This is a genomic window from Rhodopseudomonas faecalis (assembly GCF_003217325.1).
Taxonomy (GTDB): domain Bacteria; phylum Pseudomonadota; class Alphaproteobacteria; order Rhizobiales; family Xanthobacteraceae; genus Rhodopseudomonas; species Rhodopseudomonas faecalis.
The window spans coordinates 34,258-46,467 of sequence record NZ_QJTI01000020.1; the positions used below are offsets into that span (position 1 = coordinate 34,258).

Consider the following 12,210-nt stretch of genomic DNA (forward strand, 5'->3'; position numbering starts at 1 on the left):
TATCCAGTTAGACGATGATGCCCTCCCTCACAGCCCCCCACCCGACCGGCCTGACGGCCGGCCACCCTCCCCGCGAGGGGGAGGGATGGGAGCGCGTGGCGCTGTCCGTAACGACGATGCGCGTCTGGCGGCAACTCACCGCGCGTTCGGCGACATGGCTGACAGGTGTTCGGCGACATCACCGACAGGTGCTCGGACACATCGCAGTGTTCGGGGACATGTCGGACGGATGTTCGGGGACATCACCGACACATCGGCGGACGGCATCTGACCGCTCAAGGCCAAGTCCATGCTCGGACGAGTCTTTCCCTCCCCCCGCGCAGCGGTGGGGAGGGTCGGCGCGCAGCGCCGGGGTGGGGGGGGCGTTGTGCCCCACCCGCTAAGCTCAAGGTTGATCGTTCGGCGTGAGCGCCAAGCGACGTTCATTCGCGCTTGGAGACGATCCAGTTAGACGATGATGCCCTCGCTCACAGCCCCCCACCCGACCGGCCTGACGGCCGGCCACCCTCCCCGCGAGGGGGAGGGATGGGTGCGCGTGGCGCTGGCCGTAGCGATTGAAGGCGTCGCGGGGCGTCGTCGTGAGTAAACGGCGTGCCGTTACTGCTGGCGGCGCGGCCCGGGCAGCCGCTGCTGCTGCTGAAGTTCGGGCGCCGAAGGCCCGAACAGAATCCGCGTCGGATTGCGGTCGAGATTGATCACCGCGCGGCTGATATCGGCCAAGGTGCGGCGGCCATCGAGGATCAGCGCCGCCGAGCGCTTGTCGAGATTGTCGGCCAGTTCCTTCACCGACTTCACCGCCTGCAGCAATTCACCGCCATCCTTGCCGCCGGCCAGCGCATCAAGGCCGATCATGATGTTGTCGGTGCGGCTGATCATGCTGTCGGTCTTGCGCATGATGCTGTCGATGTGCTCGGCGCTGCGCGCCAGGCCATCGGTAAAGGTCTGCACGTTCTGCAGCGAGCCCTTCACCGCGGATTCGTTGTCCGCGACCATGCGGTTGATGTTCTTCAGCGTGGCGCGGAATGCCTCGGCGACGTCCTGCAGCGAGTTCGGATCGGCGACCAGCATCGGCACGCCATCGTCATCGAGCGGCACCGGCGGCGCTGTTTCCTGGCCGCCCTTGAGCGACACCGCGGCAACACCGGTCAGGCCCTGGAATTCCAGCCCGACCAGAGTGTCCTTGCGGATCGGCGCGCTGCTCTCAACCATCGCCAGCGCCACCACGCGGCGCGGATTATCGAGCTTTACCGAAATCACTTCGCCGACGCGCACGCCGTTGAAATTGACATTGCCGCCATTGCGCAGACCGGAGGCCGAGCCTTCGAACACGATGCGCAGCGGCGTTCGCATCTTGGCGGTGTGCGCGCTCTGGAACCAGAGCACAAACCCCACCGCGCCCGCGATCACCGCAATCGTGAACAGGCCAATCAGAAAATAGTTCGCCCGGGTCTCCATTACATCACTCCGGTACTAGGCGCCGGCCACAGCGCGAGCGCGCTTGCCGTGAAAATATTGACGTAGCCAAGGGTGGCGAGAGGCTTTCATCTCGTCCATCGATCCGGCTGCGATGATCTTGCCGTCGCCGAGCACGGCGATCCGGTCGCAGGCGGTGTGCAGGCTGTCGAGGTCATGGGTGACCATGAACACCGTCAGCCCCAAAGTGCGCTGCAGAGTGCGCACCAGCTCATCGAACTCGCCGGCGCCGATCGGGTCGAGACCCGAGGTCGGCTCGTCCAAAAACACCAGTTCGGGATCGAGCGCCAGCGCCCGCGCCAGCGCGACGCGCTTAATCATGCCGCCCGACAATTCGGACGGCATGCGGTCGGCGACCTCCGGCCGCAGCCCGACCATCGCGAGCTTGGCAATGGTGATCTCGTCGAGCAGCCGCTGCGATAGTTTCAGATATTCGCGCACCGGGAATTGGATGTTCTGCCGCACCGTCAGCGACGAGAACAGCGCGCCCTGTTGAAACAAAATGCCCCAGCGCCGCTCCACCGAGCGCCGCTCGCGGGCATTGGCCTTGTCGAGATCGACGCCGAACACCTCGATGCTGCCGCTGATCTTCGGCACAAGACCGATGATGGTGCGGGTCAGCACCGATTTGCCAGCGCCGGACGGGCCGACGAAGCCAAGGATTTCGCCGCGCTGTACGTCGAGATCAAGGCTATCCAGCACCTTGGTGGCGCCGAACTGCACGGTGACATCGCGCACGCGGATGATCGGCTCGGCCGGTTTTTTCTTCGGCATTGATTTCGCCATTGATCACATCCCGATCGAGGCGAAGATGATGGCGAACAGCCCGTCCATCACGATCACAAAGAAGATGCTCTTGACCACCGACGAGGTGGTGTGGCGGCCAAGCGACTCCGCGCTGCCCTGCACCGCCATGCCCTCGACACAGGCCACCACTGCGATCACCAGCGCCATCACCGGCGCCTTGATCATGCCGACGATGAAATGGTCGATCGAAATCGAATCGCGCAGCCGCATCAGGAACGCATCGGGCTCGACGCCGCCATAGAGCCAGGCCACCAGCCCGCCGCCATAGAGCGCGGCGATCACGCCAAGGAAGGTCAGCATCGGCACGGCGAGCAGCAGCGCCACCAGGCGCGGCATCACCAGCACGTCGGTCGGGTCAAAGCCCATGGTGCGCAGCGCGTCGATTTCCTCGCGCATTTTCATCGAGCCGAGTTCGGCGGTGTAGGCGCTGCCGGAGCGGCCGGCGACCATGATCGCCACCAACAGCACGCCGAGTTCCCGCAGCACCAACACGCCCAGCATGTCGACCACGAACACGTCGGCGCCGAATTTGCGGAAATGGAAGATGCCCTGCTGGGCGACGATGCAGCCGATCAAAAAGGTGATCAGCACCACGATCGGCACCGCGCGCCAGCACACCTGCTCGAGATGATGCACGGTCGAGGTCAGCCGGAACGACAGCGGATGGCGCAGCACCCGCAGCGTCGACACCGTGACCGCGCCGGTCATCGCCACCAGATTGACCATCGTGTCGCCAAAGCCGACCACGCTGCGGCCGATCTGTTCTAGCGGCGCACGCAGCCGCAGCGGCGATGTCGTCGGCGCATCGGAGCTCTGCACCCGGCGCACTTCGTTGACCAGGCTGGCATAGGCCGCCGACAGCCCGGCGATCGGCGGCTCAACGCCGCCATTGGTCAGGCTGCGGCGCAGCCGCTCGATCAGCCAGGCGCCAAACGTGTCGAGCCGCGACACTTGCGAGACGTCGATCGAGATCGTGCCGCCGCCACCGCTGGCCTCAGCCTCGGCCACCATGCGTTCCAGCGCCGGCGCGAAAGGCGCGGTCCAGGGCCCGGCGGCGCACAGCGCCAGCGCATTGCCCTTGGCGACCTTTTCCAATGTCGGATTGCTGTCCAAAGTCGGCTCCTCTGGCGTTCCAGCCGGCGCGGCAGCGCTCGCTCGCAGCATCCAACCGTGCCTTGTGGGGGACGCGCCATACCAGCCATACTTGGCAGGCTGCGGCAACCACTGATTCGACAAATCGCCTGCTACATAAATGACTGAGCAACATCCGCCGCGCCTGTTGGCGCGGATTGAGCGTTGGCCGATCGCCGGCGCGTTCAATATCAGCCGCGGTTCCAAGACCGAAGCGGTGGTGGTGGTGGCCGAAATCCACCATCGCGGCCAGATCGGCCGCGGCGAATGCGTGCCCTATGCCCGCTATGGCGAGACGCCCGAGGCGACGCTGGCGGCGATCGAAGCGCACGCCGAAGCAGTCGCGGCCGGGCTGACGCCGCAGGCGCTGCGCCAGACCATGGCGCATGGCGCGGCCCGCAACGCGCTCGACTGCGCCCTGCTCGATCTCGCCGCCAAGCTCGCCGGGAAACGGATCTGGGACCTGCTCGGCCGCCCGGCGCCGGTGCCCTGCACCACGGCCTACACCATCTCGCTCGGCACGCCGGAGGCGATGGCCGCGGCGGCGGCGCAGGCCGCCCATCGGCCGCTGCTCAAGATCAAGCTCGGCAGCAGCAATGACGCCGCCCGGATCGCGGCGGTAAGGCGCGCGGCGCCAAGCAGCGAATTGATCGTCGATGCCAATGAAGGCTGGAGCGTGGCTTCGCTCGCCGCCAATCTCGCCGCCTGCGCCGAGGCCGGCGTCACCCTGGTCGAGCAGCCGCTGCCGGCCGGCCAGGACGGCGTGCTCGCGTCCCTGCAGCGCCCGATCCCGGTATGCGCCGACGAGAGCGTGCACGACCTCGCCTCGCTGGCCGGGCTGCGCGAGCGCTATGACGCCATCAACATCAAGCTCGACAAGGCCGGCGGCCTGACCGAAGCGCTGGCGATGGCCGATGCCGCGCAACAAGCCGGGCTCGCGATCATGGTCGGCTGCATGGTGGCGACCTCGCTGGCGATGGCGCCGGCGATGCTGCTGGCGCAAGCGGCGCGTTATGTCGATCTCGACGGCCCGCTGCTGCTGGCCAAGGATCGCGATCACGGCCTGCATTACGAGGGCAGCACGGTGCATCCGCCGCCCGCGGCGCTGTGGGGCTGAGCCGCTACGGCGCCACGCCCGGCTGCGCGGCGTGCAGCCGGCGCTGCGCCAGCGCGATCAGCACGCCGCCGCCGAGCGCCATGACCGCCATCATCAGATACACGCCCTGGCCATAGCGGGCGTAGAGCGCGCCGGCGGCAATCGACGCCACCGAGGTCACCAGCCCGGCGCAGGCAATCAGATAACCCTGGGCGCTGGCGCTGAACTGGTGCGGCACATGGCGCACCATCAACGTCATGATGCCGACCTGGGTGATGCCAAAACTGGCGCCGTGCAGCAGCTGCACCGCGGCCAGCAGCGGCAGCGGCAAATCCTGGGTCATGATCGACCAGCGCAGCACCGCGCTCGCCGCGCCGATCATCACCAAGGTCACCGGCGACCAGGTGAACCGCGGCGACAACGCGAACACCACGATCTCGGCGATCACGCCGAGCGCCCACAGACCGGCGATGGTCAGCCCAGCCAGGCCATCGGCCTGCCAGGCGATCGAGGCAAAGCTGTAATAGGCGGCGTGGCTGCCCTGGATCAGCGCTGAAGCGGCGATGATCGCCAGAAAGCCCGGATCGCGCAGCAGCCTGCTGGCGCGCGCCAGCGCGGCGGGCGGCTTGCCGGCCCCCTGCAGCGGCTGCAATCCGAAGCTGACCAGCGCGCCCAGCATCGCCACCGCCACGATCAGCCAGATCAGGCTGGCGACCGGAATACGATCGACCACCAGGCCGCAGCCGATCGCGCCGACGATGAACGCGCCCGAGCCCCACAGCCGCAGCGGCCCATAGTTCAAACCGTAGCGCACCACGCCCTTGAGCGCGTAGCCGTCGGTCAGTGGTACCAGCGGCGTCCAGACGCAGGCGGTCAGCGCAAAGGCAATCAGCAGCGCCAGCGGCTCACGCAGCGTACCGATCAGCGCAAACCCTAGGACGGTTACCAGGGACGCTAGGATCATCGCCGCGCGTAGCGCATGATAGCGCTCAGCAAGGCTGGTAATGAACGGCAGCACGGTGAATCGTGTCAGCGGCGGCGCCGCCAAAATCACGCCGATCCAGGCTGGTTCGATGCCGACGCCCTGCAGCCACACCGGGAAGAACGGCAGATAGACGCCGATCAGCCCGAACACCGCGCCGTAGAACAACGCCAGCCGCGCCGCGAATCGCCGGGATACCTCGTAGGAAGTGATGGGGATTTGTGATTCGCGGGGCATCAATTCAATTGCGATTCGGTGCGGTTCATGGTGATCGTTAACGGATTGCGTTTCAATTTGCGTCACGAGTTGGCCATGTCCGAAGAAGCTTTTGCCTTGTCGCCGATCGCGGCTCGTCCATCGCTGCCCAGCGAGGCCGATTATGACGCGATCCGCGAAGCGTTCATGGAGACTTCTCGCGGACGCTGGTTTCTCAGCGAATACGCCAAGCGCAACCGCAATGCCGACACCCGCATGGTGCTGGATGCGGTGGAACGCATCGAACAAAGCATCGCAGCGCAGAAGCAATCATCGCAAGGCGGGCTGATGGAGGCGCTGGGCCCGATCAGTTCGCTGATCGGCGAAACCCGCAATGCCGTCGCCAAGGCGCTGCCCGATCCGCTCGACGTGCTGGCGCCGGTGCGCGAAGGCGCCAGGGTCACGCGCGAGGTTGCCGTCGCGCTGCGCGACTGCGGCGCCGATGTGCGGATTTGCGATCTGCTCGACGCCCAGGTTGAAGCGATCGAGTCCGGCCACCGGCAGATGGTGATGTCGTCGGCGCGCGATGTGGTGCTGGCCGCATTCGACCGGCTGCTGCAGGACGTGATCGACCTCGCCAGCGCCGATGGCCAACCCAACGCGGGTTCTGACGACAACCCCACCGCCGCAGCGCCGCGCGCCGAACCGCCCTCGCCTCCTGCTCCGCCCGCGCCGCCCGCCGCTCCGGAAGCGGCCGTGGCCGTGCAGCCCGTGGCCGATGAGATCGTGGCGGAACAGATCGCGGCAGATGAAATCGCGGCAGTGGTCGAGCACGTGCCGGAGCCGCAGCCGGCAGCGGAGGCTGAAATCGCGGCCGCAGCCGTGATCGCGGCCACCCCGGCCATCGATCTCGACGACGAGCCGGAGGCCGATGACGATTCGTTGTTCGACGAGCCGGAGGTCAGCCCCCAGCCAGCCGCGCAGCTTGCGCCCGAGCTGCCGCAGGATGACGAACCGCCGGCGCCGACGCTGGAGCAGATCATCGCCGACGAAGCGGTGAGCGACGCCGCGTTCGCGCATGACATTGCGGTGCTCGATCTGGTGGCCCAGGAAATGGCCGCGCCGGACGACGATGATCTGTCCGACCTCGAATTCGCCGATCCGGAACCGGTGGACGACGATGAGCCGGTCGCGCAGGCGGATGGCGTGCCGGCCGTGGCCGTGGCCGCCGCCCCGGCGCAAGCGATCGCTGCCGAACCGGCTGCTACCGCGAACGCCAGCCGCGCGTCCGCGCAGGCCCCGCAGCAGATGCAGGCCGCGGCGCCGGCCTCGGTTGGAGCTGCCGTGCTGGCCCAGGGCGTGGTGCGCAAGCCGGTGCTGAGCAGCGATCCGTTCGCCGCGCTGCGCCGCATGACTCAGGCTGAAAAGCTGGCGTTCTTTTCCTGAGCGGCGCTGGCGCCGACCAGCGGCGCCATGGTGTCGTCTTCGATCAGCCGGGCGTACATGTCCGGGTCGACATTGCCGCCCGACAGCACCACCGCCACGGTCTTGCCACGCGCCTGAATGCGCCCGGCCAGCAGGGCCGCCAGCGCTACCGCGCCGCTTGGCTCGACCACCAGCCGCAATTCACGGAACACCAGCCCGACGGTCGCGGCCACCTCGGCGTCAGAAGCGGTGACGCCGCGCGCCAGCAGCCGCTGATTGATGGTGAAGGTGAGCTGGCCGGGGATCGGCGCCATCAGCGCATCGCAAATGGTGTGCTTGTCGGCATGATGCGGTTCGCGCTGGCCGGCACGCAGCGAGCGGGCGTGATCATCAAAACCATCGGGCTCGGCGCAGACGATCGCCGCTTGCGGGCGGCGCGATCGCACCGCCACCGCGATGCCGGCACAGAGCCCGCCGCCCGAGGCCGGCGCCATCACCAGATCGGGCGACAGCCCGATCTGCTCGAGATCATCGACGATCTCGCGGCCGATCGTGCCCTGCCCGGCAATGATCTTGGTGTCGTCATAAGGCGGCACCAGCGTCGCGCCACGCTCCTCGGCAATGCGGCGCGCAATCGCCTCGCGGTCTTCGCGCAGCCGGTCATACAGCACCAGCTCGGCGCCATAGGCTTTGGTGCGTTCGCGCTTGGAGGCCGGGGCATCGGCCGGCATGACGATGGTGGCACGCAGCCCGAGCAATTGCGCCGCGGCGGCGACGCCCTGGGCATGATTGCCGGACGAGAACGCCACCACGCCGCGCGGCCGGGCCTCCTCGGGGATCGACATCAGCTTGTTGAAGGCGCCGCGGAACTTGAACGAGCCGGTCCGCTGCAGCATCTCCGGCTTGAGCAGTACCCGGGCGCCGCTGAGCGCGTCGATCACCGGCGACGACACAAGCGGCGTGCGCACCGCATGGGGCGCCAACACCTGGGCCGCTTGCTCGATATCTGCGGCACTGACGGGCAGCGAAGTCAGACCCTCGTTCATGTCTGACTCATAGGCTCACCGCAACATGCGAGCAAGTGGCGGTGATCACGCCACTTGCCGCAGTGACTTGCTGCAGTGACTGACTTGGCGAATGATCTGCCCGCCTGATGTGCCGCAGCGGCGCTCAAATCGCCGCGTGCGGCGCTTCGGCCGATGGCAGAACAGTTGCGGCGCGAACTTCCTTGTGCTGCACGCCGGTGACATTGTCGATGAAGGCCTTGGCCGACGCTTCCCAGGTCTGGCGCGCGGCGAATTCCTGGCACGTCTGCCGCGACAGAGTCAGCGCCTGCAGGCAGGCGCTGCGCAGATCCTCGCTGAGCGCGCCGACCGGGGCGTCGCCGATCACGTCGCGCGGCCCGGTAACCGGGAACGCGGCAACCGGCACGCCGGTCGCAAGGGCCTCCAGCAGCACCAGCCCAAATGTGTCGGTGCGGCTCGGGAACACGAACACGTCGGCCATCGCATAGGCCTCGGCCAGCGCCGCGCCATGCATCGCGCCCAGAAACACCGCGTCGGGGAACCGGCGTTGCAGCTCGGCGCGCGCCGGGCCATCGCCGACCACCACCTTGGTGCCGGGCAGATCGAGCGCCAGGAAGGCGTCGAGATTCTTCTCGACCGCAACCCGGCCGACGCACAGAAAAATCGGCCGCGCCAGATCGGTCGACACCGAGCGCGGGTGGAACAGTTTGGTATCAACGCCGCGTGGCCACAGCACCACATTGCGGAACCCGCGACCGCGTAGTTCGTCGGCCAGCGCCGGCGTTGCCGCCATCACCGCCTGGCTCGGACCATGGAAGCGACGCAGCCAGGCCCACACCCAGGATTCCGGGATCGGCGCCCGCGCGGACACGTATTCCGGAAAGCGGGTGTGAAAACTGGTGGTAAAGCGCAGGCCATGCTTGCGGCAATAGCGCCGCACCAAGACGCCGATCGGCCCTTCGGTGGCGATGTGGATGCTGTCGGCGCGCGCCTGCTCGATCAGTTGCGCGATCTTGCCCGGCCCCGGCAGCGCCACCCGCAGATCGGGGTAGCTCGGCAGCGCCACGGTGCGGAACGATTGCGGCGTCAGGAACACGATTTCGACGCCGAGCGATTTGGCGGCGTCGGCCATCATATTGAGGGTGCGCACCACGCCGTTGACCTGCGGGTGCCACGCATCGGTTGCGATCAGAATACGCATCAGGCAGCCCGCGCGGCGATGGTGGGCAACGAAGCCGGCTGGTTGGCGACTTCGGTCCAGGTGATGATTTCAAAGCGGCCGTCTTCATGCTCGGCGAGCGCCGTGCAGCTTTCGACCCAGTCGCCGCAATTCATGTAGCGGATGCCATGCTCGTCGCGGATGGTGGCGTAGTGGATGTGGCCGCAGATCACGCCGTCGGCACCATGGCGGCGCGCTTCATTGGCGAGCGTTTCCTCAAAGGCGCCGATGTAATTGACGGCGTTCTTGACCTTCTGCTTGGCCCATTGCGACAGCGACCAATATGGAAAGCCGACCAGGCGGCGCAGCGCGTTCACCAGCCGGTTGGCCTTGATCGCGAAGTCATAGGCCTTGTCGCCGAGATGGGCGAGCCAGCGCGCGTGCTGCACCACGAGGTCGAACATGTCGCCGTGGATCACCAGATATTTGCGGCCGTCGACGCCGGTGTGCATCGCGTTTTCCACCACTTCGATGCCGCCGAAATGGGTGCCGTAGTAGTTGCGCAGAAACTCGTCATGATTGCCGGGCACATAGACCACGCGGGCGCCCTTGCGCGCCTTGCGCAGCAGTTTTTGCACGAAGTCGTTGTGCGCCTGCGGCCAGTACCAGTGTGACTTCAGCGCCCAGCCATCGACGATATCGCCGACCAGATAGATGGTGGCCGCGTCATGGACCCGCAGGAAATCGAGCAGCTTGTTGGCTTGGCAACCGCGCGCGCCAAGATGAACATCGGAGATGAACAACGTTCGGAAGCGCCGTTCGGGAATGTCGTCGCTCATTGCGTCATACCCCTTCTACAGCCGCCATCATCAATGATGATGGTCTTGTCGTCTCATGCCGCCAGCGGCGTGGGTGTCTTTTCAAAGCAAACCAATGTGTAAAGACCGAAGGGGCGGAGCTTGCGTCGCTCGATCAGCACCGCTTCCTTGGTGGATTGCGCCCAGGCCTGCAGCCGGGCGAATGGAAATTCCGGACGCAGCCCGAGATTGCGGGTGCGCTGCGCCGTCCAGCGCTCGACCGCTGCGGCGACGCCGACTTCTGAGTACAGATGATTGACGAGAATGATGCGGCCGCCGGGCTTCACCACGCGGTGGCATTCCGACAGCACCAGCTCGGGATTCTCGACCAGCGTGATCACGAATTGCGCCACCACGCAGTCGAAACTGGCGTCGGCAAAGCTCATGCGGTGCGCATCCATCTGCAACACCTGCTTGACCCAGGGATAGCGGCCGCTGTCCATCTTGGCGCGGGCCTTCTCCAGCATCGGCGCGCTAAGATCGATGCCGGTGACCTCGGTCGAGGCGTCGTAATCGTCGAACGACAGGCCGGTGCCGACGCCGACCTCCAGCACCTTGCCGCCGATCGCCCGGGCTTCCGCAGCGGCCGCGCGCCGCCCCTTCAGCATCACGGGTCCGCAGATCACGTCGTAAATGGGAGCCCAGCGGGCATAGGCGGTTTCAATAGTGGATCTGTCGAGGTCGGGTGTCATCAATTCAGCCGTCGAATCTCAACTTGCAACAGGACTGCGGATAGCAGCCCTGTGCGACGGCTAGACGACAGCGCCCTCATCCTTGCGGACGACAGCGCCGTCAGCAGCCGGTTCAGGCGGGATTGATGCCGTAGAAATGATGGATCGGGCCGTGGCCATGGCCGACCGTGACGCGGTCGGCGGCGGCAATGGCGCCGCTGATCCAGGTCTTGGCGTTGCGCGCGGCGGTTTCGATATCGGCGCCCTTGGCCAGTTCCGCGGCGATCGCCGAGGACAGCGAACAGCCGGTGCCGTGGGTGTTCTTGGTGGCGATCCGGGGTGCGGCCAACGCCAGCGTGCCGGCGGCGCTGACCAGATAATCGGTGCTGGACGGCCCCTGGCCGTGGCCACCCTTGATCAGCACCGCGCCGCAGCCAAGCTGCAGCAGCCGGCGGCCCTGCCCTTCGATCTCGCCGACGCTGGTGGCGACCTGCTCGCCGAGCAGCGCGGCGGCTTCCGGCAGATTGGGCGTAATCAACTGCACCTTCGGCACCAATCGCAGGCGCAGCGCGTCGATCGCATCCGGCGCCAGCAGCTTGTCGCCGGAGGTGGCGATCATCACCGGATCGAGCACCAGCTGCGCCGGCTGCCAACGCGCCAGCCCGGCGGCGATCGCCTCGATCGCCTCGCGCCGCGACACCATGCCGATCTTGACCGCGCCGACTGCGAGATCCGAGAACACCGCATCGATCTGCGCGGTGATGAACTCCGGCGGCACGTCATGAACGCCGGTCACGCCTTGGGTGTTTTGCGCCGTGAGCGCGGTGATCACCGAGGCGCCATAGACGCCGCGCGCCGCAAAACTCTTCAGGTCAGCCTGAATGCCGGCGCCGCCGCTGGAGTCGGAACCGGCGATGGTCAGAGCGATCGGTGTGGGCATCTGCGGCTCATGGGCGTGACAATGACTGGCTGGTGGTATCGTGCCTCCCGGCTGCCGGCAAGCCGGCTTGCCACGGCCTACGGTTTTGGGCTTGATGGCCGCAACAGACGTCCCGGAGAGATGCGATGATTCCCTTCTTTGTTCAGTTCAAATGCGAGCTCGGCAAATCCTACTCGGTTGCCAATGCGATTGCAGAAGCTGAGATCGCCTCCGAGATTTACTCGACCGCCGGCGACTATGATCTGCTGGTCAAATTCTACGTCGAGAAGGAAACCGATATCGGCCACTTCATTGCCGAGAAGGTGCAGACCATTCCCGGCATTCGCGACACCTACACCATCATTACCTTCAAGGCGTTCGGCACGCGGCGTCAGAGCTGACCGGCATCACGGCCGGCACTCCGCCGACCGTTGGTGGCTTCCCCGCCTGACGGCTCGATTTCAGCCAGC

At 66.6% G+C, this 12,210-nt stretch carries 12 protein-coding genes; 3 read left to right on the top strand and 9 right to left on the bottom strand.

From position 1 onward, the window contains the following. Window positions 1-597: 597 nt before the first annotated feature. From BJ122_RS14555 to BJ122_RS14565, 3 genes are read right to left on the bottom strand one after another with little or no spacing between them, the layout of a single operon-like run. The gene (locus tag BJ122_RS14555; protein WP_110781884.1) at window positions 598-1,455 is read right to left on the bottom strand and encodes an MlaD family protein; all 858 of its coding nucleotides are present in this window, start codon (window positions 1,453-1,455) and stop codon (window positions 598-600) included. A 15-nt stretch (window positions 1,456-1,470) separates the two neighbouring features. Next, a complete protein-coding gene (locus tag BJ122_RS14560; RefSeq protein ID WP_110781885.1) occupies window positions 1,471-2,247 on the bottom strand; it encodes an ABC transporter ATP-binding protein in 777 nt (258 codons plus the stop codon). Between the two features lie 15 nt (window positions 2,248-2,262). Next, window positions 2,263-3,393, bottom strand: a complete 1,131-nt coding sequence (locus tag BJ122_RS14565; RefSeq protein WP_110781887.1) for an ABC transporter permease — start codon at window positions 3,391-3,393, stop codon at window positions 2,263-2,265. A 139-nt stretch (window positions 3,394-3,532) separates the two neighbouring features. Here BJ122_RS14565 and dgcA point away from each other — a divergent pair, with 139 nt between their 5' ends. Next, on the top strand, window positions 3,533-4,528 hold the full coding sequence (dgcA, locus tag BJ122_RS14570; RefSeq protein WP_110781888.1) for an N-acetyl-D-Glu racemase DgcA: 996 nt from the start codon (window positions 3,533-3,535) through the stop codon (window positions 4,526-4,528). Window positions 4,529-4,532: 4 nt separating this feature from the next. On the opposite strand, the gene BJ122_RS14575 is transcribed toward dgcA, so the two are convergent. Continuing rightward, window positions 4,533-5,726, bottom strand: coding sequence for an MFS transporter (locus BJ122_RS14575; protein ID WP_110781890.1), 1,194 nt, complete (start codon window positions 5,724-5,726; stop codon window positions 4,533-4,535). A gap of 75 nt (window positions 5,727-5,801) precedes the next feature. Here BJ122_RS14575 and BJ122_RS14580 point away from each other — a divergent pair, with 75 nt between their 5' ends. Further along, window positions 5,802-7,130, top strand: a complete 1,329-nt coding sequence (locus BJ122_RS14580) for a hypothetical protein (RefSeq protein ID WP_110781955.1) — start codon at window positions 5,802-5,804, stop codon at window positions 7,128-7,130. On the opposite strand, the gene BJ122_RS14585 is transcribed toward BJ122_RS14580, so the two are convergent. The 5 genes from BJ122_RS14585 to thiD all read right to left on the bottom strand — a co-directional run bounded on the left by BJ122_RS14585 (window position 7,100) and on the right by thiD (window position 11,761). Further along, complete coding sequence (locus BJ122_RS14585) at window positions 7,100-8,155, bottom strand: threonine ammonia-lyase (protein ID WP_110781892.1); 1,056 nt, start codon at window positions 8,153-8,155, stop codon at window positions 7,100-7,102. The two genes, BJ122_RS14580 and BJ122_RS14585, sit on opposite strands and share 31 nt — an antisense overlap. Window positions 8,156-8,279: 124 nt before the next feature. Further along, a complete protein-coding gene (locus BJ122_RS14590; protein WP_110781894.1) occupies window positions 8,280-9,335 on the bottom strand; it encodes a glycosyltransferase family 4 protein in 1,056 nt (351 codons plus the stop codon). Beyond that, on the bottom strand, window positions 9,335-10,132 hold the full coding sequence (locus BJ122_RS14595) for a UDP-2,3-diacylglucosamine diphosphatase (RefSeq protein ID WP_110781895.1): 798 nt from the start codon (window positions 10,130-10,132) through the stop codon (window positions 9,335-9,337). The genes BJ122_RS14590 and BJ122_RS14595 overlap by 1 nt, the downstream gene beginning before the upstream one ends. A 53-nt stretch (window positions 10,133-10,185) precedes the next feature. Then, window positions 10,186-10,842, bottom strand: coding sequence for a class I SAM-dependent methyltransferase (locus BJ122_RS14600; protein WP_110781897.1), 657 nt, complete (start codon window positions 10,840-10,842; stop codon window positions 10,186-10,188). Window positions 10,843-10,954: 112 nt separating this feature from the next. After that, a complete protein-coding gene (gene thiD / locus BJ122_RS14605; RefSeq protein WP_110781899.1) occupies window positions 10,955-11,761 on the bottom strand; it encodes a bifunctional hydroxymethylpyrimidine kinase/phosphomethylpyrimidine kinase in 807 nt (268 codons plus the stop codon). Window positions 11,762-11,886: 125 nt separating this feature from the next. Here thiD and BJ122_RS14610 point away from each other — a divergent pair, with 125 nt between their 5' ends. Continuing rightward, window positions 11,887-12,141 carry an Lrp/AsnC ligand binding domain-containing protein gene (locus BJ122_RS14610; protein ID WP_110781900.1) on the top strand — a complete coding sequence of 85 codons (255 nt, stop codon included), beginning with the start codon at window positions 11,887-11,889 and terminating at the stop codon, window positions 12,139-12,141. Window positions 12,142-12,210 lie beyond the last annotated feature (69 nt).

Bases quoted from the DNA above. Each gene is read 5' to 3' on its own strand.
- BJ122_RS14560 (WP_110781885.1), bottom strand. From the start codon at position 2,247: ATGCCGAAGAAAAAACCGGCCGAGCCGATCATCCGCGTGCGCGATGTC.
- BJ122_RS14580 (WP_110781955.1), top strand. From the start codon at position 5,802: ATGTCCGAAGAAGCTTTTGCCTTGTCGCCGATCGCGGCTCGTCCATCG.
- dgcA (WP_110781888.1), top strand. From the start codon at position 3,533: ATGACTGAGCAACATCCGCCGCGCCTGTTGGCGCGGATTGAGCGTTGG.
- BJ122_RS14585 (WP_110781892.1), bottom strand. From the start codon at position 8,155: ATGAACGAGGGTCTGACTTCGCTGCCCGTCAGTGCCGCAGATATCGAG.
- BJ122_RS14610 (WP_110781900.1), top strand. From the start codon at position 11,887: ATGATTCCCTTCTTTGTTCAGTTCAAATGCGAGCTCGGCAAATCCTAC.
- BJ122_RS14555 (WP_110781884.1), bottom strand. From the start codon at position 1,455: ATGGAGACCCGGGCGAACTATTTTCTGATTGGCCTGTTCACGATTGCG.
- BJ122_RS14595 (WP_110781895.1), bottom strand. From the start codon at position 10,132: ATGAGCGACGACATTCCCGAACGGCGCTTCCGAACGTTGTTCATCTCC.
- BJ122_RS14575 (WP_110781890.1), bottom strand. From the start codon at position 5,726: ATGCCCCGCGAATCACAAATCCCCATCACTTCCTACGAGGTATCCCGG.
- thiD (WP_110781899.1), bottom strand. From the start codon at position 11,761: ATGCCCACACCGATCGCTCTGACCATCGCCGGTTCCGACTCCAGCGGC.
- BJ122_RS14600 (WP_110781897.1), bottom strand. From the start codon at position 10,842: ATGACACCCGACCTCGACAGATCCACTATTGAAACCGCCTATGCCCGC.
- BJ122_RS14590 (WP_110781894.1), bottom strand. From the start codon at position 9,335: ATGCGTATTCTGATCGCAACCGATGCGTGGCACCCGCAGGTCAACGGC.